At 58.5% G+C, this 19,948-nt stretch carries 20 protein-coding genes; 7 read left to right on the forward strand and 13 right to left on the reverse strand.

The window, feature by feature from the left end:
• Positions 1-2: 2 nt before the first annotated feature.
• From KI231_RS19880 to KI231_RS19905, 6 genes are read right to left on the reverse strand one after another with little or no spacing between them, the layout of a single operon-like run.
• Positions 3-1,106, reverse strand: coding sequence for a hypothetical protein (locus KI231_RS19880; protein WP_103305096.1), 1,104 nt, complete (start codon positions 1,104-1,106; stop codon positions 3-5).
• On the reverse strand, positions 1,097-2,329 hold the full coding sequence (locus KI231_RS19885; protein WP_213026117.1) for an oligosaccharide flippase family protein: 1,233 nt from the start codon (positions 2,327-2,329) through the stop codon (positions 1,097-1,099). The genes KI231_RS19880 and KI231_RS19885 overlap by 10 nt, the downstream gene beginning before the upstream one ends.
• Positions 2,326-3,438 carry a polysaccharide pyruvyl transferase family protein gene (locus tag KI231_RS19890; RefSeq protein WP_213026118.1) on the reverse strand — a complete coding sequence of 371 codons (1,113 nt, stop codon included), beginning with the start codon at positions 3,436-3,438 and terminating at the stop codon, positions 2,326-2,328. Before KI231_RS19890 ends, KI231_RS19885 begins: the two co-directional genes overlap by 4 nt.
• A gap of 14 nt (positions 3,439-3,452) precedes the next feature.
• On the reverse strand, positions 3,453-4,535 hold the full coding sequence (locus KI231_RS19895) for a glycosyltransferase (RefSeq protein WP_213026119.1): 1,083 nt from the start codon (positions 4,533-4,535) through the stop codon (positions 3,453-3,455).
• Between the two features lie 38 nt (positions 4,536-4,573).
• Complete coding sequence (locus KI231_RS19900; protein ID WP_213026120.1) at positions 4,574-6,802, reverse strand: polysaccharide biosynthesis tyrosine autokinase; 2,229 nt, start codon at positions 6,800-6,802, stop codon at positions 4,574-4,576.
• Between the two features lie 39 nt (positions 6,803-6,841).
• On the reverse strand, positions 6,842-7,282 hold the full coding sequence (locus KI231_RS19905; protein WP_213026121.1) for a low molecular weight protein-tyrosine-phosphatase: 441 nt from the start codon (positions 7,280-7,282) through the stop codon (positions 6,842-6,844).
• 291 nt (positions 7,283-7,573) lie between these two features.
• Here KI231_RS19905 and KI231_RS19910 point away from each other — a divergent pair, with 291 nt between their 5' ends.
• Positions 7,574-8,527, forward strand: a complete 954-nt coding sequence (locus tag KI231_RS19910; RefSeq protein ID WP_213026122.1) for a cellulase family glycosylhydrolase — start codon at positions 7,574-7,576, stop codon at positions 8,525-8,527.
• Positions 8,528-8,730: 203 nt separating this feature from the next.
• Complete coding sequence (gene tal / locus KI231_RS19915; RefSeq protein WP_213026123.1) at positions 8,731-9,657, forward strand: transaldolase; 927 nt, start codon at positions 8,731-8,733, stop codon at positions 9,655-9,657.
• A 212-nt stretch (positions 9,658-9,869) separates the two neighbouring features.
• Here tal and rssC read toward each other — a convergent pair whose 3' ends face one another.
• Positions 9,870-10,352: an anti-sigma factor antagonist RssC gene (gene rssC, locus KI231_RS19920; RefSeq protein WP_042560140.1), complete on the reverse strand. Its 483-nt coding sequence runs from the start codon at positions 10,350-10,352 to the stop codon at positions 9,870-9,872.
• The gene (gene rssB, locus KI231_RS19925) at positions 10,352-11,533 is read right to left on the reverse strand and encodes a two-component system response regulator RssB (RefSeq protein WP_047302218.1); all 1,182 of its coding nucleotides are present in this window, start codon (positions 11,531-11,533) and stop codon (positions 10,352-10,354) included. The genes rssC and rssB overlap by 1 nt, the downstream gene beginning before the upstream one ends.
• 275 nt (positions 11,534-11,808) lie before the next feature.
• Between rssB and KI231_RS19930 the strand changes: the two genes are divergently transcribed.
• On the forward strand, positions 11,809-12,108 hold the full coding sequence (locus KI231_RS19930) for a PilZ domain-containing protein (RefSeq protein ID WP_213026124.1): 300 nt from the start codon (positions 11,809-11,811) through the stop codon (positions 12,106-12,108).
• 54 nt (positions 12,109-12,162) lie between these two features.
• On the opposite strand, the gene KI231_RS19935 is transcribed toward KI231_RS19930, so the two are convergent.
• On the reverse strand, positions 12,163-12,852 hold the full coding sequence (locus KI231_RS19935) for an MlaA family lipoprotein (protein WP_103305087.1): 690 nt from the start codon (positions 12,850-12,852) through the stop codon (positions 12,163-12,165).
• Positions 12,853-13,047: 195 nt separating this feature from the next.
• On the opposite strand from KI231_RS19935, the gene pcrP reads away from it, so the two are divergent.
• Together pcrP and KI231_RS19945 are read left to right on the forward strand one after the other, a co-directional pair.
• Positions 13,048-13,668, forward strand: a complete 621-nt coding sequence (gene pcrP / locus KI231_RS19940; protein ID WP_103305086.1) for an HAD superfamily inactivated hydrolase PcrP — start codon at positions 13,048-13,050, stop codon at positions 13,666-13,668.
• A 108-nt stretch (positions 13,669-13,776) separates the two neighbouring features.
• Positions 13,777-14,040 (forward strand): DUF4404 family protein, encoded by a 264-nt coding sequence (locus tag KI231_RS19945; RefSeq protein ID WP_103305085.1) that lies wholly within the window; start codon positions 13,777-13,779, stop codon positions 14,038-14,040.
• A gap of 172 nt (positions 14,041-14,212) precedes the next feature.
• On the opposite strand, the gene queF is transcribed toward KI231_RS19945, so the two are convergent.
• A complete protein-coding gene (gene queF / locus KI231_RS19950; RefSeq protein ID WP_213026125.1) occupies positions 14,213-15,043 on the reverse strand; it encodes an NADPH-dependent 7-cyano-7-deazaguanine reductase QueF in 831 nt (276 codons plus the stop codon).
• 61 nt (positions 15,044-15,104) lie between these two features.
• Positions 15,105-15,638 carry a copper-resistant cuproprotein CopI gene (gene copI / locus KI231_RS19955; RefSeq protein WP_213026126.1) on the reverse strand — a complete coding sequence of 178 codons (534 nt, stop codon included), beginning with the start codon at positions 15,636-15,638 and terminating at the stop codon, positions 15,105-15,107.
• A gap of 163 nt (positions 15,639-15,801) precedes the next feature.
• Here copI and KI231_RS19960 point away from each other — a divergent pair, with 163 nt between their 5' ends.
• Complete coding sequence (locus tag KI231_RS19960) at positions 15,802-16,482, forward strand: heavy metal response regulator transcription factor (protein ID WP_213026127.1); 681 nt, start codon at positions 15,802-15,804, stop codon at positions 16,480-16,482.
• On the forward strand, positions 16,482-17,831 hold the full coding sequence (locus KI231_RS19965) for a heavy metal sensor histidine kinase (protein ID WP_213026128.1): 1,350 nt from the start codon (positions 16,482-16,484) through the stop codon (positions 17,829-17,831). The genes KI231_RS19960 and KI231_RS19965 overlap by 1 nt, the downstream gene beginning before the upstream one ends.
• Before the next feature lie 123 nt (positions 17,832-17,954).
• Here the strand turns inward: KI231_RS19965 and KI231_RS19970 are convergent, their stop codons facing one another.
• Both KI231_RS19970 and lolD read right to left on the reverse strand, forming a co-directional pair.
• Positions 17,955-19,199: a lipoprotein-releasing ABC transporter permease subunit gene (locus KI231_RS19970; protein WP_213026129.1), complete on the reverse strand. Its 1,245-nt coding sequence runs from the start codon at positions 19,197-19,199 to the stop codon at positions 17,955-17,957.
• A gap of 63 nt (positions 19,200-19,262) precedes the next feature.
• Positions 19,263-19,946 carry a lipoprotein-releasing ABC transporter ATP-binding protein LolD gene (gene lolD, locus KI231_RS19975; RefSeq protein WP_174244468.1) on the reverse strand — a complete coding sequence of 228 codons (684 nt, stop codon included), beginning with the start codon at positions 19,944-19,946 and terminating at the stop codon, positions 19,263-19,265.
• Positions 19,947-19,948 lie beyond the last annotated feature (2 nt).

Consider the following 19,948-nt stretch of genomic DNA (forward strand, 5'->3'; position numbering starts at 1 on the left):
CCTCAATTCAGAATTCTTGATTCAACCTGCACCGGTTTGTTCGCCCGCAGCATCAAACCCAAACCGACAAACAGCACCGGCACGACCATGGAAAAGTGTCGGGCGAAGGAGCCGAAGTCCGGCTCGAACAAGCCTTGCACCAGCAAGAACGCCAGCGGAATCGCGATCAGTTCCTTGGGTTTGGTCTGGATCGGCGCGCCCTTGTAGTCGGTCGAGGTGATGACTTTGAACAGCAGCAGCGCGGTCATGATCATCAACGCGACGAAGATCACCTGACCCGGCCCGGAGAGCAGAATCAGTTCCACGGGGAACGACAGCCGAAAGAAGATGATCATCGAGTCCAGCGCCTGCGAGACGAAGTCACTGCCGCTGAGCCACGACACGATCAGCGATTTGGAACCCTCCTCGCCCGCCGTGCGCAACTCGTTGTTGCTGGCGCGAATCGACGACACCGGAAAACCCAGCGCCACCTGGATCGACATGGCCACCGCCAGGTAGAACAGGAACAGCATCAAAAAGAACGTGGTGCGCGACACGTACTTCTTCATCACGCAGACGCCAACCCACGACAGCGAAAACAGAATCCAGTAGGGCCGGATCAGCACGCCGTAGATCACCGCCGAGAGGAAGAAGCCGCCGCGATATTTGCGTGTCAACGAGCTGAGCAAAATGCTCAGCACCGCCACCGATACAATGATTTCCTTGGTCAGGTTTTCCAGGAAGAACGAGCGCACGATGCCCCACAGACACAAGGTGCCGAAGATCGCCAACGGCATACGCCGAAAGACCACCACCGGAATTGCCGTGAGGAAAAAGTTGCAGAACATCCCGTAGGCCCAGGCGTTGGTCAGATTGATCCCGGTGGGTCGCAGCAGGAACGCCGAACACTCGTAAGAAGAACGATCCGGCGAGAACGGGTTCCAGAAATTGCAGTTGTCGGCACGCGCATAGGACGACCACAACGTCATCGCATCCGGGCCCGGATCGCGGGGGATCAGCAGCGGCATCGCCACCGACAGAAACAGCCCGGTGAAGAGGATCAGGAACGAGACGTACGAATCGAGTTTCTTGCCGCGAAACTCGATGCACGGCAGCTTCAGGCCCATGACACAGCAGCCTTTTTCGCAGCGGTCACGCGAGTCAACACGGCTATGACAGCCAACTGCACGATGATCGCGAAGACGTTGCCCCAGGCGGCGCCATAGATCGAATAGTGTTTGATCAGCACGTAGCTGACCGGCACTGAAACCAGCAGGCAGATCGCCGCGCTGGCGAGAGATACCCGACTGTTTTTCGAGGCGATCAAACCACCCCAGACGATGTCGCCAATCGCGCGCAGGGCGAAGGAGAAAATCAGCACGCCGAGGATCGCGTTGTCCGGGCGCGGCACGCTGGTGGCGACGTAATCGAGCACCACGTTGAAGAACAGATAAATCGCCACCGCCACCGCAGCCGAGACCACCAGCGAGCGCATGACCCACTTGTTCACGAACAGTTGCCTGACCGTGAACGCCTGTTGATCAGCCTGGAAACGCTTGGCGAGTACTGGAATGCCCACCACCGCCACCACCGCGTACGACAGCGCCTGCAACGTGTTGGCCGCCGACCACGCGTACACGTATTGACCGAGCCTGGCGTAGGGTTCGAGGTCGGCGATCAGAAAGCGTTCGGCGTACTGACTCAGCGCGATCAGCCCGGTGCCGAAGTAGAACGGCAGCCCGGCCTTCCACACGGTGGCCGTGGCCAGTGACCCTGCTTTCCGGCCGTGATGAACGTTCACCACGATCCAGTAACCGGCGATGATCACCAGCACGTTGGCGACCACCCACAACCACAACACACTGGCGATTTCCGACACCCAACCGAGCATCATCCCGCCGACGGCCAACAACGCCCACAGGCCGGTCTTGATGAAGAACAACAGGGCGCCCGCCGTGGCTTTCTGCGCGGAGAACACGAACGAGTTGATCTCGAACGACAGGTGCTCGCTGAGCAAAACCAGCGTCACGCAGAGGATCAATGCGGCAGTCGCCTCAACGGTCTGCAACAGCGAGTAAATCAGTACCGTCACCACCGAAAGCACCAGCCCCACCGCCAGATACAGCAGCAGAACCTTGTCGACCACCCGGCGCGAACTGCCACCGACGCTGATCAGCCGATTGATCTCCGAACTGAAACCGACACTGTAAAACTTCGAGGCGATCAACGACGCCGCGACCACCACGCCATAGAAACCCAAGGCCTCATAACCGAGGTAATGAGTGATCGCCAACACCAGCAAAAACTTCGCGCCCAAGGCTCCGCCGCGAAGCAATAGCCGAAATATCATCGAACGATCCCTTTGATGATCTCGTCCATGGCCACAGTTTTCGCCTCGATCTCGCGACAGGTGTCGGTCAGGCGCTTGCCGAAGTTCGACAGTGCATTCGGCGCGTAGACCGTGTCGATGATGGTGTCGACATTGATATCGCCGCCATTGATCACCCAGTCCTCGACACCCATGTCCTGATAGGCGCCAAAACCTTTGCGCTCGTAGCTGATGTGATACGCCGGCACGCCGGAGAGCAGCGACTCGATGGCGCCGTGCAGACGCACGGAAATCACCAGGTCCGGTTGGTATTTGGCGATGGTCGCCTTCAACGACAGCAAGTCTTCAGTAATGCCCAGTTCGCGATAGAACGCGCCGTCATCGTTACCGCGCACCGCGCTTTGCACCGCGCAGACCACTTTGCTTTTGTTCTTCAAACGCTGCAGCAGCAACTTCAGATTGGCGACGTAGGCGAGCTTCTTTTCCTTGCTCCACTCCGGCGGCTTGCGCAGCACCACGCAGACCGTGGCCGGCGATGCCGCGCAACGGGTGAACTTGGGTTGCTGAAGAATCTTGCCGGCCAGCGACTGCACTGCGAGATCCGGCGCGCGATAGACGTTTTCGCAAGCATCGAAGATCGCCGAGGAGCGGTTGTCGCGCACGAACACCGCGTCGGCGCTGGCGTAGTGCTCGACGATCTTGCTGCTCTCGCCATGGAACGGGCCGATGCTTTGCGGCAGGTACACCGACGGCACTTTGCTGAGGATCGCGGTTTCCAGTTGTTTGGCGTGGCCCAGCTTGAGTTTGATGTGTTCGAAGGCACTTTTCGAACGCATGTAGCCGCCGCCAACGCCGACGATCAAGTCGGTTTTCTTCAAAAGATCAGCGAGCCCGGCGTAGGACTGATTGAGAAACACCGCTTGCTTGACCCGGCCCAAACCCTTGGCGGCCATCACCGGCGCGTCAAAACGCGGGTGCGGCAGATAGTTGAAGGACTCGGGATCGGAAGCCACGACGCTGATCGACGTATCTTCACCAAAGTTGCGCTGCACCAGCGCAATCGCCAGATCGACCAGCAGACCGTCACCGGAGTTGGACGCACTGTAGCCATGCAAAATCGTTACGTTCATAAGCTGAGTTCTACTTAATAAGTGGGAGCGCAATACAAGTCGTAGGTCTGGCGGATCATCAAGGCAGCGCTGAAGCGCTCGCGGACGATGCTGCGACCTTCGTTGCCAAGGTCGAGCAAACGCGGCTTCTGGATGTTCGTCAGCACATCGGCCAGGGCCTGATGATCGCCGGAGGGGAAGACGTAGCCGGACACTTCATGGGTGACCAGTTCCGGCAGCGAAGTGCAGTTACTGGCGATCACCGGCAAGCCCATCGCCATGCCTTCCAGCGGCACCATCGCAAAGCCTTCCCAGCGACTCGGCACAATCAGCGCATCGGCTTTTTGATACAGCGCGTGCACTTCGGTCGGCGCCACCCATGGCAAATATTCGACGCCAGCCATTGGCGGGCACTCGACCGCATCCTCGTTGACCGCACTGCCGACCACCGTCAGCTTCAGGTCGTTGCGCTGCACTTTGGCGTAGGCCTTGAGCAGCACATCGAAGCCTTTCTGGTAGTCGAGACGGCCGACAAACAGCAGATGAATCGGCTCGGGGGTGTTGGTTTTCGGCGCGTCTTCCTTGCGATGAATGCCGTTGTAGATCAGCTTCATGCGCTTGCGCTCGATGCCAAACTTCGCGGCTTTGTCGAGCTCGTACTGGCTGACGCAAATGATCACGTCGGTGACTTTCTGCAAGACCCGCTCGATCCACGCATAAGCTTTCTGCTTGGTCGGCGAGCTTTCCATCAGGAACGAAAAGGCATGCGGGCAGTAGACGATTTTCGGCTTGCGCCACGGTCGCAACAGCACGCACACGCAACGGCCGATCACCCCGGAAAAGGTGCTGTGCAAATGCACCACATCAGGCTTTTCCTTGAGCATCACCTGGATCAGACGCCAGGCGAAACGTAGCAGCGACGGCACATTGCGCCCGGTTCGAGCGAAGGTGCGGATCTGCTGCGCCGGAATGCCGTGCAGCTCTTTTTCCTGATCCTGCGGGACCAGATAGACCAGCTCATAGCTGGCAGCGTCGTCTTCGGGTGACGTCGAAATCGTGCGGATCACCGTCGCGACGCCACCTTTGATCGTTTCAGCCACGTGCAGTATTTTTTTCACAACTCACCCACTTCAAACATGTAAGAACGATCGCTGACTCAGGACTTGTCGGAGGCGTATTCGTAGTTGTAATAGCCGTAGCCGCCATTGCCGTAATAACTGGCTGCGCGCTTCTCGACGCCGTTGAACACCGCGCCTTTCAACTCGATGCCGTTCTGCGCGAAGCGGCGAATGGTCAGTTCGATCTCTTTGGCCGGGTTCACCCCGAAGCGCGTGACGATCAGGCTGATGCCGGCTTCACGGCCGACAATCGCTGCATCGGTCACTGCCAGCAGAGGCGGCGTATCGATGATCACCACGTCGTACAGCTCGCTGAGTTCTGCCAGCAGTTCGCGGAAGTTGGCGTGCATCAGCAGCTCGGAAGGATTGGGCGGCACCTGACCACGACTGATGAAATGCAGGTCGGCGCCTTCGACTTTATTGATCGCCTGCTCAATGGTGCAGCGCTTGACCAACAGGTCTGACAGACCATTGGCGATCGGTACATTCAGAGTTTTGTGCAAATGCCCTTTGCGCATATCGGCATCGATCAGCACCACGCGCTGACCGCTTTGCGCCATGACCGCAGCCAGGTTGGAAGACACGAACGTCTTGCCGACCTGCGGGCTCGGCCCGGAAATCATGATGCGGTTGTTGGTCGAGTCCAGGGCGGCGAAGTGCAGGCAAGTGCGCAGGCTGCGGATCGATTCGATGGACAGATCCGTCGGGTTGCGCAATGCCAACAGGTACGCCGGTTTGTCGACGCCATCGCGGGCGCGACCTTTTTTGCCGTCCTCTTCCTGTTGCAGTGCGCTGTAAGGGATCGAGGCGTACACCGGCAAACCGAGTTGCTCGATGGCTTCCGGACCTTCCAGACCGCGACTCAGGGATTTACGCAACAACACCAGAGCCACACCGAGGAACCCGCCGAAAAGGGTCGCAATCAGCACAATCAGGGCTTTTTTCGGTTTGACCGGACTGGTCAGGTCGACATCCGCCGTATCGACCAGGCGCACGTTGCCGACGGCACCGGCGCGGATGATGTCCAGCTCCTGGGATTTGTTCAGCAGTTGTGTGTAGATCTGCGAGGCGACTTCGACGTCGCGGGTCAGGTTGAGCAGCTCTTGCTGCGTGGCCGGCAGGTCCTGGACTTTGCCTTCCAGCGACTTCTGTTGCTGGGTCAATTCGCCGATCTGGCTCATCAATGCGCGATAGGCCGGATGTTGTCGGGTGAATTTGCGGTCCATCTCCGCTTGCTGCATTTTCAGTTCGGAAATCCGCGTTTCGAGCGCCACGGACTGACCGAGCACCGACTGGGTTTCCAGCGAGATGTTCACGGTTTTGCCGTGAGTCTGGTAGGCATTGAGCGCATCGCTGGCCTTGGCCAGATCACGTTTGACCTGCGGTAACTGGCTTTGCAGGAAGGCCAGACTCTGCGCGGCTTCCGCCGAGGTGCGGCGCACGTTTTGTTCCACGTACAGCGCAGCAATCTTGTTGAGAATCTTCACCGCCTCGGCAGCGTCGGAACTGGCCAGTGCCAGGCGAATAATCCCAGACTCCTTGCCTTGCTCGGAAATATCCAGCGCATCCTGGTAGCCCTGGATGGTCACGATCCGTGGATTGCGCACCACTTCAAAGCGAGTGCCCGAGTTGGCCGACAGCTGCGTGATCAGCCCTTCTACGCCGTCTTGCGCGAAGGCTTCACCGGTGACGCCGTCAACCAGCACGTTGTCGTTTTCATCGAACAACTGGAAGTGATGCTGCTCGCCGGCGATCAGCGTGAGTTTCTTGCCGAGCAGTTCTTTCGGCAGGTCGAGCCGGGTGATCTCCAGCCTCTCGCCGCCCCACGCGTAGCTGTTCAGGCCGAAACGTGGCGGCGCCACGCTGAACTCGGTTTCGCCACGATAACGACGGGCGAGAAAACCGCCGATCAGCGGGAAGGTGTTTGGGGTGACGTCGATGTCCAGACGCAAGTCATCGACGGTTTTGCCGATCACTGCGCGGGACTTGATGATGCCGATTTCGGTCACGGACGGCGATTGCCCACCGAGCATGCTGTTGAGATCGGAAAAACCGAGCATGTCGTTCTTTTTCGGTTCGACCTGAACCAGCGCGTTTGCCAGGTATACCGGCGTGGCCAAAACGGCATAGGCAACACCGGCAGCCATGAAGGCACCGGTAAACGCACCGATCAACCATTTCTGGTCGATCAAACTGCCGAATATGCCGAGCAGATCAATACTGTCTTGATCGTTATCACGGTTGGCGATTACTGACGGTAACTGCATAAGTCTGTTCTTACCATTCACTGATCTGAAGAATATTCATCAACGTGCGAGACGTTGTGCCCATGAGCTGACAGCATCTTCAATCAATGCATGGGCATGAATAAAAGCGGCCTTGCCTTGACGATAGGGATCTTGTATTTCTCGCTCGCTCTGCCATTTGCCGAGCAAAAACACTTTGCCCCGCGCGTGAGAGGCAATCTTCAATACTTGATTAACGTGCTGTTTTTCCATGACCAGAATCAGATCTGATTCATTGACGATATCCGGCGTCAGTTGCCGCGCCTTGAAGCCTTCGGGGTTATGCCCGTGGTCTTGCAGAACCTGCCGGGCCGATGCCTCCACGCCTTCACCGACACGCGCCGAGAGGCCTGCGGAGGTCACCGAGATGTCTGCCGACGCCAGCGCTTTGCGCAACAGAAGTTCTGCTGTCGGACTTCGGCATATATTTCCAACGCAGACGACAAGGATGTTTTTGAACAAGGTTTTCTTTCCTGTGTAATATCAAACTGCCAACATCCAGAGCGGTTTTTTAATGAACCCGCAAGATCTTCCTGCACTCGGAAATAGATTGACCCTGTTAGTAGCAGCGTATTAAGTACCACACCCCCAAAAGCACCCCAATCGGAATTAACGGACTAAAAATAACTGTGATTTTCAGCCAATCACTTCCTGACAAAAAATAACATTCATGCACTTAGTGCCATTATTAGTTTCGTAATTAATGTAACGAGATAACTATTCGCCGTTGTCATTCCCATCGGGAGAACAGACATGAAACCAGCCCATCTCAAACGGCTCGCCCCTGCGTTGCTGGCACTCAGTGCCCTTACTCAAGTTCACGCCAGTGAGCTCTTCCCCAACCTCCCCGCCAAGACCATCGGTGTCCAGGTGAAGATCCAGAACTTCTCCGCCGAGGACGCCGCGCACATAAAAGACGCCGGATTCAGTTTTGTGCGCTTCGGCGTGTGGAGCGACAGCCTGACTGCCAAGGCTTATCAAAAACAGGTCAGCGATGCCTTCGCCGCGGCTAAATCTGCGGGCCTGCCGGTGTTGCTGACCGTGCGCGCCATCAAGCCTTTGCCCGCCACCTCAGCCACCGATCTGGCAACCGCCGGCGAATCGTTTGCCAATGCGCTGTCGGGTCTGGAAAAGTCCTACAGCACACAACTGGTGGCGATTGAGATCTGGAATGAGCCGGATCTTGAGACCTATTGGCCGACGCGTCATTTCGACACGACGTTCGTGCCGTTCATGAGCGCTGTGTGCAAGTCGCTGCAGGGCTCAGCGCAATCGACGCCGCTGGTCGGCTACGGTTTCGCCCGGCCACCGACTGCCGGCTCTGCTTCAACCGTGGCACTCAACCGCATCGTCAGCGAATACCCCAAATGCCTGAGCGCGATTTCCTATCACCCTTACGGCATGACAGCCACGCAGATCAGCAACGCGCAGGCGTTTATTCAGCAAAACTTCCATCTGCCGGGGGTCATCAGTGAATGGGGCATATCGGCGCTCAGTTCCAATGGCGGCAACGACGGCCAAGCCAGCAAAGTCGGCGCCTTCATCGCCGATGTGAAAAAGCTCGGTATCCCGCTGACATCCCTCTATGAATGGCGAAACAGCGACTCGGGGAGTAACGAGCGCGAAAAGAACTTCGGCCTGCTGACCTCTGACGGCCAACCGAAGCCCGCGAAAATAGCCGCCGCAACTCAATTGAATGCCCAGTAGTCCGCGTGCGACTGACCTGTACGCAGGTCAGTTGCTTTGAACCTGTGAGCCGTTTTGGCATCGTATTCATCGATACCGCGCCCCCACCATTCAAACAATCGTTTTCAGGTTGTTGCCGCGAGGGCTATCGATACACACACGCGCCCTTGAGTGGCTGTCAGCGCTCGGGTAATGTCGTCAAACCCACAGGACAGAGCACACACATGACTTCCAAGCTGGAACAACTGAAACAAATGACCACCGTGGTTGCCGACACTGGCGACTTCGAAGCGATCGCCCGGGTGAAACCGGTCGACGCCACCACCAACCCTTCCCTGCTACTTAAAGCCGCGGCCATTTCTGGTTACGCCGAGCTGCTGAACGCCTGCGTCAGCGACTGCAAGGGCGATGTCGGCCTGGCCAGCGACCGTTTCGGCGTCGCCGTGGGTCAGGAAATTCTCAAAGTGATCCCGGGCCGGATTTCCACCGAGGTGGATGCGCGCCTGTCGTTCGACAAAGACGCCGTGCTCAAGCGTGCGCATCGCTTGATCGAGCTGTATGACAAGGCCGGCATTGGCCGCGACCGCGTACTGATCAAGATCGCCTCGACCTGGGAAGGCATTCGCGCTGCCGAAGTGCTGGAGAAGGAAGGCATCCAGACCAACCTGACCCTGCTGTTCTCCTTCGCGCAAGCGGCAGCCTGTGCCGATGCCGGCGTATTCCTGATCTCGCCGTTCGTGGGCCGTATCTACGACTGGTACAAGAAGGCCAACGGCAACGACTACACCGGCGCCGATGATCCGGGCGTGCAGTCGGTAACGCGCATCTACAACTACTACAAGGCCAATGACTACAAGACCGTGGTCATGGGCGCGAGCTTCCGTAACCTGAACCAGATCGAGCAACTGGCCGGCTGCGATCGCCTGACCATCAGCCCGGACCTGATCGACAAGCTGGCAGCGGACACTGGCAAGCTGGAGCGCAAACTGGCCCCGGGTCATGCCGGTGAAGCGCGCCTGAGCTTGAACGAAGCGCAGTTCCGCTGGTTGTCCAACGAAGACGCGATGGCCACCGAGAAACTGGCCGAAGGCATTCGTCAGTTTGCCCGTGACCAGGAGAAGCTTGAGGCGCTGTTGCAGGCCAAGCTGTGATCTGAGTCGCAGGAATGCAAAAAGGGCGAACCCGGTTGGGTTCGCCCTTTTTTATGCAGTGCCGGAAGATGCATTGTCTGAACTGACGCCTTCGCGGGCAAGCCCGCTCCCACAGGGTCATGTGTGGAACAGAGACTCCGGGGTCACTCAATCACTGTGGGAGCTGGCTTGCCAGCGATGAGGCCGGCTCAAACACCTTCTCTCTCAACAGATCAGTGTCTTTCGAGGGCATTCACCAGATCATGGAAGGCTTCACGGTTGGAATCATTCAGCCCCATGAGGATCTTGTGCGCTTCCAGCACCTTGATCCGCACCACTTCTTCCGACTGATCCTGATCAGGCAGATCGTCCAGGCATTCCGGGCACGGCACGGGATGGTTGACGATGTTGAACACCTGCTCGAAGCCCATCGATTGCAGGAGACGGGTGATGTCATCGTGGGTGGTAACGACGGTCGGCAGCAGGCCGACCTTCTGCCGCGACAGGATCGACAGCTTGGCCAACAGACCCAGCGTGGTGCTGTCGATGCTGCGGGTTTCGGTCAAATCGATCACGATCGCGTTGAAATTCAGCGCGGTGAAGATTTTCTCAATAGTCGCATCCAACGCCGAACACAGGGTCAGGCGAACTTCACCGACGAACTTCAGGACGAAGGTGCCATCCTGCTCGGCGAACTGGATTCTACCGGTACTCATTAAAGATTCCTGCTCAACACCAACAGGGCGATATCATCCGGCATCTCCCCTAGCGTGGCCAATCCAAACACTTGCCGCAGACCATCCAGGCTGCCGCCCGCTGACTTCACCCGCTGGGGCAAAGCCGCTTCTTTTTCTTTGAGCGTAGGTTCTGGCAATAGATCCAGAATGCCATCAGACATCAGCGTCAGGCTGAACGTCGGCGGCAGCTCAAGCACGTGATCTTCGTAAGTGGCTTCATTGAAAAGCCCCACCGGCAGACCACGTCCTTCCAGATAACGAACACTGTCAGGTGTGTACAACACGGGCAAAGGCAGATGGCCGCCGATGCTATAGGTCAACAAACCGGTCTCCTCGTCGATGACTCCACCGACCATTGTGACGTGTTTGCCCAGCTTACAACTGATCAGCCCCCGGTTGATATGACCAAGGACTTCCGAAGGCTTGAATTCCGGCAAGGTGCCGTTGCGCTTGGACTCGAACAGCAAGCGCGTGGTCATGAACTTCAGCAGCACGGTGACAAAGGCTGATGAGGCACCATGACCGGATACATCCGCCAGGTAGAACGCAACCCGGCGCTCGTCGACACGGAAATAGTCGACAAAATCACCCGACAGGTACAACGACGGGATGATCTGGTGGGCAAACTTGAACTCGTCGATGCTCCACGGGCTTTCCGGCAGCATGTTCATCTGCACCTGGCGACCGGCGTTCTGGTCTTCCTGGAGCAGGTTCAGGCTGGCTTCGAGCTCGCGGTTGGCCTTTTCCAGCTTCTCGCGATAGCGCTGGTTTTCCAGCAGCAGGCGCGCACGATCCAGGGCCCGGCGCACGGAGTGCTCGAGCACAGCCAGATCTTCGAGAGGCTTGATCAGGTAATCCGCCGCGCCCAGGCGCAGGGCCTCGACCGCGTCGTTCATCACGCCGGCACCCGAAACCACAATCACCGGAGTTTGCGGCGACAGCTCGGTGACCTGACGGATGAGTTCGAGACCGCCCATCTGCGGCATGCGCAGATCGCAGATGACCAAGTCGGGCTTGTCTTGCTCGAATACCTGAAGACCCTGTTGGCCGTTGCTGGCCTGCAGGACGCTGAAACCACTGTCTTCCAAATAGGCCGCGAGGCTCGCGCGCACTACTTCGTCATCATCGATTATCAGCAGCGTGGCACTGGTTTTTGGCATGTGGGCAAACGGCGCCAGAATTAGGTTGGCGTAGTTGGCGGGGCGACAGGCCCTGCACTGACTACTGGATTCGCTTTCTAGCCTCTCTGCTGCACCGCTTTCGAGCGTTAGCTCCGTACACGGTTGCACCAGAGGTGCCCTTCTAAGGCGCAGACGGTACTCCCATCCGCGGGGCGTTTCAAGCATGCGCCGATGGTCGCTTGACGACTTTACTTGTCAAATCACCGAGAGTTATAAGAACAGCTCAAACCGTAACCCAATGGAAGGACGAAACCATGAGTCAAACCGGTCGGGACTACAGCGAAAAGCGCGATTTCATCCGCATGCGGGTCGATGCCGATGTCGTGTTGATTCATGCAGGTGATGAGGTTTCAGCGGTGTGCATCGACCTCTCGAGCAGTGGCATGCAGGTCGAGGCGCCGCGTCAGTTCGCGGTTGGCGACCGCTTGAGTGTACGCATCGACTCCGAGCATGCGGCACTCAGCGGCCTTGAGGCCGAGACCGAAGTCGTCTGGGTCAAGGCGCAGGATGACAAGACTCAGCGCCTCGGCCTGACCATTCTGCAGATGACATAAGCGCACACAAAAAAGGCGACCCGGAGGTCGCCTTCTTCATTCTATCGGTCGAAATCAAAAATCGTCTTCGACCTGACCATCCTTCACCTTGAACTCGCGGTTCTGCAAGTAGGCGTTGCGGATGAAGGTGTATTTGTCGCCGCTGATCAACTTCTCGCTCGACAGCAGGCTGGCGCGGGTGTCGACGATGTTCAAGCCGAACACCGAGTTACGCACCGGCACGTCGTTGATGTAGCGGTAAGGACCGGTGTAGCTGTCGACGTATTTCGACGGCGCATCACGCAGGGTGCTTGGGCCCATCAGCGGCAGCATCACGTATGGACCACTGCCGACGCCCCAGTAGCCGAGGGTCTGGCCGAAGTCTTCATCGCTGCGATTGAGGCCCATTTTGGTGCCGACATCGAAGAAGCCGAGCAGACCGAACGTGGTGTTGAAGATAAGGCGTGCGGTGTCGACGCCAGCCGCAGCCGGTTTGGCCTGCAGGATGTTGTTCGCCAGGTTGGTGACATCACCGACGTTGCGGAACATGTTGTGGATGCCATCTTCGAGAAATTGCGGCGTCACAAACTCGTAGCCTTGCGCCAGCGGCTTCAGCGCGTAGGTGTCGACGAAGTCGTTGAACTCGAAGATCGGACGGTTGACGCTCTCCCAAGGGTCTTCTTCCGTTGCCGCTTGAGTGGCGAACGGCGCCAGCAACAAGCCGGCATATACACAAAGCTGAGCGAGCGAAGGGCTCCAGCGCATAGAAAAACTCCTTGGATTTGTACTGGCGCGAGCAGCTTCGCCCGGGCGTAAGGCCGCTAGTATAAGCGCAAAAGGTCTTTTGGGCAGTCTGGGAATGAAGCTACTTGTAGGACGTTTCCAGCGCCCTGTTCACACGCCTGTCATCCAACTGTCACCGGCGCGCCCTAGCCTTATGGTTATTTCAGGGACGCTGCCATGTCACATGCCGAAACCTTGCCTCTCGCTGCACCCGGCCTGACCGCCGTATTGTTCGGTCTCAGCGGATGCCTGGTGGATTTCGGTGCTCGCGCCCGGCAACAGACCATTTCCCTGCCCGAACAGGCCGAAGCCACACCGGGCGCACTTGAGAGCCTGCACAACTTGCAGCGCCAGCAGATTCCCTGCGCCTGGATCGATGAGTTGCCCCCTGCCCTTGCACTGCCGCTGTCGGCGACTCTGCCGGCGTGGATCAAGCCTGCGCAACATTCGGCAACAATCAATCCGTGGCCCGCTCCCAACGCGTGCTGGCAGGCGCTGATGGACTTGAACGTCGGCAGCCTGGACGGTTGCGTCCTGGTCAGCGGCGAACCACGTCTGCTGCAATCGGGGCTGAATGCCGGGTTATGGACCATTGGCCTTGCGTCCTGCGGTTCGCTCTGCGGCCTGGCACCGGGCGAGTGGCAGGCCTTGAGCCAGAAGGAACGCGAGCAACTGCGCGGCAAGGCGACGGTGCAGTTGTTCGGGCTTGGCGTGCACTCGGTGATCGATCATCTGGGCGAGCTGGAGACCTGTCTGGCGGACATCAGCCTGCGCCGTCTCAAAGGCGAAAAGCCCTGATCGGGATCATGCAGGTTGTACAAGAGTGGATTAATCTAAAGGTCAGCCATAGACCTTTGGCGCGCGGCTGCGGTCAATGCCAGTGCCTCTCGATAAAAGGAAAACACCATGCCCGCCCAAGAACTGCAAAAACAGCTCGATACCCTGCGCGAGCAACTGGAGCAGAATCCGCCGCTGTCGGAAGTCGAACGTGAGGATTTGCATGCGCTGATGGCGCAGATTGAATCTGAAATCAAACTGGAGTCGGCTACTCAGGACGCCAGCATCGCCGATGGCGTGAATCTGGCAGTTGATCGCTTCGAACTCGAACACCCGGCCATTGCCGGCACCTTGCGCAACATCGTCAATGCGCTGGGCAGCATGGGGATCTGATTCCCCCGCATGCAAAAAAGCCCTGCCATTTCTGGCAGGGCTTTTTCATTTCTACTGTGGCAATGCAATACCCTGTAGGAGTGAGCCTGCTCGCGATAGCTGACTGAAATTCAACGTTGATGTCGACTGCTGCACCGCTGTCGCGAGCAGGCTCACTCCTACATTGGTTAATTTATTGACGCACCAAGCGATGGTTCGGCAGTTGTACGCTTTCGGTGCTGCGATACGGGTTGATATCCAGCCCACCGCGACGCACATAACGCGCAAACACCGTCAATTTCTCCGGCTTCAGCAACCGCTGCAGATCAAGAAAGATCCGCTCCACGCACTGCTCATGGAAGTCCGAGTGCTGGCGGAAGCTGACGATATATTCCAGCAGACTGGCGTGATCCAGCGCCGAGCCGCGATATTCCACCACCACACTGCCCCAGTCCGGCTGACTGGTCACCGGGCAATTGGACTTGAGCAAATGGCTGTGCACGCTTTCCTCGACGATGCGCGAATCATCGCAGCGCAGCAGTTCCGGACGCGGGTGCTCGTAGTTGCTGACGCTGATATCCAGATCGTCGATGCACACGCCGGGCAGTGCCACAACACCTTCCGCCTCAACGTCTTTCAGGCTGCGAACCCGCACACCGACCGGCTTGCCGGCAGCGGTAGACAGGTCTTTGACCAGCGTCGCTTCCAACGTCGCGATATCGGCAAACGCGGTCTGGTTCAGCGAGTTCAGGTACAGCTTGAACGACTTCGATTCGATGATGTTCGGCGAATCCGCCGGTATGCTGAACTCACCGATCGCTACCACCGGCTTGCCCGACGGCAGCAGCCACGACAATTCGAAGCAGTTCCAGAAATCCACGCCTTTATACGGCAGGGTTTCGGCGGTCAGGCCCAATTCGGCCCATTTCGCGGTACGCGGAATCGGGAACAGCAGGGACGGCGTGTAGGTGGCGATGTATTCGCTGGACTTGCCCAGCGGCGAATGTTCGGCTGCGGGATGCATGGCGGAAACCTGACTGAAGAATCAGCGGATTCTACCAGCCTTTGCTCGCGCCTTTGAGTGCTTACTGACTGACAGTCAGTTTGCCGACCATGCCGGCCTGATAATGCCCGGGAATATTGCAGGCGAACTCCAGGCTGGTGGCCTTGCTGAAGGTCCAGGTCAACTCGGCGGTTTTGCCCGGCTCCACCAGCACACTGTTGGGATCGTCATGCTTCATGCCATGGCCCATCGCAGCGTGATCCATGCCCGCCATGTCGTGGGACATTTCTTTCATGCCGGTAGGCGTGAGCATGCCGCTTTGCTGCATCTGCAACATTTCCTGCTGGTGTGCGGCGTGCATTGCCGCGTCACCGAGGTTGAATTCGTGCAGCAACTGGCCTTTATTCACCAGTACAAAGCGAATCGTCTCACCCGCTTTGACTTGAATCGCCTTCGGATCAAACGACATGTCGTTCAGCACCACCTCGACGCTGCGTGTAGCCTTTGCGGCGGGCGCCGGCTGGCCGAAATCGTAGCTGTGCGCAGGTCCGGCCCAGACCGGCGAACTCAGCGCCAGCAAACAGGCCGCCACGGCCAAAGAGTTGCGCAAAAACATAGTCCTACTCCAACAAGATAAGGTTCAGCCTGTGGGAAACTTTAGCCGGCCTGCGCTGGCATCTGCCTGACAGGCAGATTACAACTTTGTCAGGTTGGCGGTTATCGCCTGCTCTCACGGTATAAAGCTTTCGTTATTACAACCGAACCCACCCGAGTTACCCATGAAACTGTTGATCGTCGAAGACCAAGCGAAAACCGGCCAATACCTGCGCCAAGGCCTGACCGAAGCCGGCTTCAACACCGAACTGGTGGCCGACGGCAACAGCGGGCAGCAACTGGCCTTGAGCGGCGACTACGCGCTGTTGATCCTCGACGTGATGCTGCCCGGGCGCAGTGGCTGGCAGATCCTGCACGCGGTGCGCAGCGCCGGTCTCGACACGCCGGTATTGTTTCTGACAGCCAAAGACGCTGTGGAGGACAGGGTCCACGGCCTCGAACTCGGCGCCGACGATTATCTGGTCAAGCCTTTCGCCTTCTCCGAACTGCTCGCGCGGGTGCGCAGCCTGCTGCGTCGCGGCAGCGCCACACCGCAGGAAACCAGCCTGCAACTGGCCGACCTGCGCCTGGACCTGATTCGCCGCCGGGTCGAGCGCAGCGGTCAACGCATCGACCTGACCGCCAAGGAATTCGCCTTGCTGGAAATGCTCCTGCGCCGTCAGGGCGAAGTGCTGCCAAAGTCGTTGATCGCCTCGCAGGTGTGGGACATGAATTTCGACAGCGACACCAACGTGATTGAAGTGGCGATCCGCCGTTTGCGCTTGAAGGTCGATGACGAATTCCCCAACAAACTGATCCACACCGTACGCGGCATGGGTTATGTGCTTGAGGAGCGTCAAGCCTGATGCGCCGCCTGTCCTTGAGTTCACGTCTGGCCCTGCTGTTTGCCGCTTGCACCGCCGTGGTATCACTGTTTGCCGGGGTGTTGTTCAGCCGCGCCAGCGAGGCGCACTTCATTGAGCTCGACCAGCAATTGCTGGACGGCAAACTGATCGGCCTGCGCCGCGCCTTGCAGGATGTTCAGGCCAATGAAAGTGAGGCGCGGTTGGCGGATGAACTGAGTCGCCAGGCCGATCTGTCACTGCGCATCACTGGCGGTGACGGCCAACGTTGGTACGACAGCTCGATTCATGTACCGCGCGATCTGCCGCAAACAAGCGGTTTGTCGACCATCAGTGACGCGGGCACCGATTATCGTGTGCTCAACGCCCCGCTCTACCCGGACAAAAGCGACTCGCCACAATTGACCCTGTTGCTGGACATCACCCATCACCAGCATTTCCTGCAACGCATGCAGCATTTGATCTGGCTGACCGTTGGCCTCTCTGCACTGGCTACCGCGTTACTCGGTGCCTGGGCCGCCCGCAGTGGCTTGCGTCCACTGCGGCGCATGAGTGCTGTGGCCCGTGGGATTTCTGCCCAATCGCTCAATGCCCGACTGCCGGAAGCGCAAATGCCGCCAGAGCTAACGGAATTGGCCCACAGCTTTAACGCCATGCTCGGACGACTCGACGACTCGTTTCAACGGCTGTCTGCGTTTTCTGCCGACATCGCCCATGAACTGCGCACACCGCTGTCGAACCTGCTGACCCACACCCAGGTCACCCTCACCCGCCCGCGAGCGCTGGAAGACTACCGCGAAGCACTGCACAGCAACCTCGAAGAACTGCAATGGATGGCGCAACTGGTCAACGACATGCTGTATCTGGCCAAGGCGGACCACGGATTGTTGATGCCCAAGCGTGAGGCGCTGGAACTGGCGGACGAAGCGGATGCGTTGTTGGAGTTTTTTATGCCGCTTGCCGAGGACGCCGGGGTGGCCATGAGCCGTGAAGGCCAAGCGCGAATCGAGGGTGATCGCAGCATGTTGCGTCGGGCGTTGTCGAATTTGCTGGATAACGCGCTGCGCTTTACCCCGGTTGAGGGCTACGTAAGTTTGCGGATCGTTGATCAACCGAGCGCTGTGCGCATTTCAGTCGAGAACAGTGGCGAGGGGATTTCTGCGGAGTTGTTGCCACGGCTGTTTGACCGGTTTTATCGGGCCGATCCGGCGCGGCAGGAAGGCAGCAGTGAGCATGCGGGGTTGGGGTTGGCGATTACTCAATCCATCGTCCGCGCCCATGGTGGGCAGATTCATTGCGAATCAGAAACTGGATGGACACGGTTTGTGATTGAGTTGCCGAAGAAGGATTGAGGCTCGCCGTTCCGGCCCCATCGCGGGCAAGCCCGCTCCCACAGGTTCCGAGTCGTTTTAAAAATTCGTGCCCGACTCAAAACCCTGTGGGAGCGGGCTTGCCCGCGATAGCAAATTCAAAGCTTACGAGTATCTCAGCGCATGAGCCGGCTCGATCTTCGCCGCCCGCCACGCCGGATACACCGTCGCCAGGAAGCTCAAGATGAACCCGGCAGAGCAGATCAACAGCACGTCCCCGCCCTGCAATTCGGAAGGCAAGTTGCTGACGAAATACACATCGGAACTGAAAATGTGCTGCCCGGTGACCCGCTCCATCCAGCCGACCAGTTCGCTGACGTTCAGCGCCGCGATCACACCCAGCACGCCACCAATCAAGGTGCCGACAATGCCGATCACCGTGCCCTGCACCATGAAGATCGCCATGATCTGCCGGGGAGTGGCACCAATGGTGCGCAGAATCGCGATGTCCGCGCCTTTGTCGTTCACCACCATGATCAGCGTCGCGATGATGTTGAACGCCGCCACCGCGACGATCATCAGCAACAGCAGGCCGATCATGGTTTTTTCCATTTTCATCGCACTGAACAGGCTGCCCTGAGTGTGGGTCCAGTCGTCAGCCTTGAAATCGGCGCCGAGGCCGACGGCGATGTCCGTGGAGACTTTTGGTGCGGCGTACAGGTCTTTCACCGCCAGACGCACGCTCTGCACCTGATTCGGTTCCCAGTGCTGCATGGTCGCCGCATCGGCCACATGAATCAGACCCATCGAGCCGTCCAGTTCCGCGCCAACCTTGAACACACCCACCACGTTAAGCCGCTGCATACGCGGGGTGATGCCACCCGGTGCGGTGCTGACTTCCGGCACGATCAGGGTGATCTTGTCGCCGACATTCAAACGGAAACGGCGGGCGGTAATCTCACCGATGACCACGCCGAACTCACCGGGCTTCAAGGCATCGAGCCGGCCCTGAACAATGTGCTGGGCGACGATCGAGACTTTGCCCTCCTGAGCCGGATCGACACCGCTGATCTGGATCGGCTGCATCAAACCCTTGTAGGAAAGCATGCCTTCCATTTCGGTGAACGGCACGGCGGCGGTCACTTCGGGATTTTTCATCGCGGCGGCGGCCACCGGCTGCCAGTCATCAATCGGCTTCACGCCAACGATGGTCGCGTGCGGCACCATGCCGAGGATGCGCGAGCTCATTTCGCGCTGAAAGCCGTTCATCACCGACAACACCACAATCATCGCCAACACGCCGAGGGCGAGGCCGATCATCGAGGTCATCGAAATGAACGAAACAAAGCGATTGCGGCGCTTGGCTCGGGTATAGCGCGCGCCGATAAAGATCGATAACGGTCTGAACATTCGCTGGGGCACCGTATAAAAATAAAAGACCCGGCGTCTTTGCAGACGCCGGGTTTCAACCCGTCAGATGGGCGTGAGGCAACCTTCTTGCAGGTGCAATACGCGATCCATCTGGCGGGCCAGGTTCATGTCGTGGGTCACTACCAGAAACGCGGTACGCATCGAGGTGCTGAGTTCCAGCATCAGATCCTGAATGCCCTGCGCGGTGTGGGAGTCGAGGTTGCCGGTCGGCTCGTCGAGCATCACCAGGCCTGGCTTGTTGACCAAAGCGCGGGCGATGGCGACACGCTGACGCTCGCCACCGGACAGTTCCGCCGGTTTGTGCTCAAGGCGATGGCCCAGCCCTACCCGCTCCAGCAACGCGGTAGCACGCTGACGGGCTTCCGGGATCGGCGTCTTGCCAATCAACAGCGGCATGCAGACGTTTTCCAGCGCGGTGAATTCCGGCAGCAAGTGGTGGAACTGGTAAACGAAACCGAGCGCGCGGTTACGCAGCAGGCCGCGCTTTTTCTCACTCAGCGCCGACAGTTCTTCACCGTCGAGCCAGACACTGCCCTTGGTTGGCGTGTCGAGGCCGCCCAACAGGTTGAGCAAAGTACTTTTGCCCGACCCCGAGGTGCCGACAATCGCCACTCGCTCGCCCGGGTGCAACTCCAGTTGCAGACCGGCCAGCACTTCTACCGACTCCGGGCCTTCCTCGTAGGATTTGCCCAGGTTGCGGCAGCTCAAGATTGCTTTTTCACTCATGC

The sequence above is a fragment of the Pseudomonas sp. Seg1 genome (genome assembly GCF_018326005.1).
Taxonomy (GTDB): Bacteria; Pseudomonadota; Gammaproteobacteria; order Pseudomonadales; family Pseudomonadaceae; genus Aquipseudomonas.

Bases quoted from the DNA above. Each gene is read 5' to 3' on its own strand.
- KI231_RS19945 (WP_103305085.1), top strand. From the start codon at position 13,777: ATGCCCGCCCAAGAACTGCAAAAACAGCTCGATACCCTGCGCGAGCAA.
- lolD (WP_174244468.1), bottom strand. From the start codon at position 19,946: ATGAGTGAAAAAGCAATCTTGAGCTGCCGCAACCTGGGCAAATCCTAC.
- KI231_RS19935 (WP_103305087.1), bottom strand. From the start codon at position 12,852: ATGCGCTGGAGCCCTTCGCTCGCTCAGCTTTGTGTATATGCCGGCTTG.
- queF (WP_213026125.1), bottom strand. From the start codon at position 15,043: ATGCATCCCGCAGCCGAACATTCGCCGCTGGGCAAGTCCAGCGAATAC.
- KI231_RS19965 (WP_213026128.1), top strand. From the start codon at position 16,482: ATGCGCCGCCTGTCCTTGAGTTCACGTCTGGCCCTGCTGTTTGCCGCT.
- pcrP (WP_103305086.1), top strand. From the start codon at position 13,048: ATGTCACATGCCGAAACCTTGCCTCTCGCTGCACCCGGCCTGACCGCC.
- KI231_RS19960 (WP_213026127.1), top strand. From the start codon at position 15,802: ATGAAACTGTTGATCGTCGAAGACCAAGCGAAAACCGGCCAATACCTG.
- copI (WP_213026126.1), bottom strand. From the start codon at position 15,638: ATGTTTTTGCGCAACTCTTTGGCCGTGGCGGCCTGTTTGCTGGCGCTG.
- KI231_RS19880 (WP_103305096.1), bottom strand. From the start codon at position 1,106: ATGGGCCTGAAGCTGCCGTGCATCGAGTTTCGCGGCAAGAAACTCGAT.
- KI231_RS19970 (WP_213026129.1), bottom strand. From the start codon at position 19,199: ATGTTCAGACCGTTATCGATCTTTATCGGCGCGCGCTATACCCGAGCC.
- KI231_RS19890 (WP_213026118.1), bottom strand. From the start codon at position 3,438: ATGAACGTAACGATTTTGCATGGCTACAGTGCGTCCAACTCCGGTGAC.
- KI231_RS19900 (WP_213026120.1), bottom strand. From the start codon at position 6,802: ATGCAGTTACCGTCAGTAATCGCCAACCGTGATAACGATCAAGACAGT.
- tal (WP_213026123.1), top strand. From the start codon at position 8,731: ATGACTTCCAAGCTGGAACAACTGAAACAAATGACCACCGTGGTTGCC.
- rssC (WP_042560140.1), bottom strand. From the start codon at position 10,352: ATGAGTACCGGTAGAATCCAGTTCGCCGAGCAGGATGGCACCTTCGTC.
- rssB (WP_047302218.1), bottom strand. From the start codon at position 11,533: ATGCCAAAAACCAGTGCCACGCTGCTGATAATCGATGATGACGAAGTA.
- KI231_RS19910 (WP_213026122.1), top strand. From the start codon at position 7,574: ATGAAACCAGCCCATCTCAAACGGCTCGCCCCTGCGTTGCTGGCACTC.
- KI231_RS19885 (WP_213026117.1), bottom strand. From the start codon at position 2,329: ATGATATTTCGGCTATTGCTTCGCGGCGGAGCCTTGGGCGCGAAGTTT.
- KI231_RS19930 (WP_213026124.1), top strand. From the start codon at position 11,809: ATGAGTCAAACCGGTCGGGACTACAGCGAAAAGCGCGATTTCATCCGC.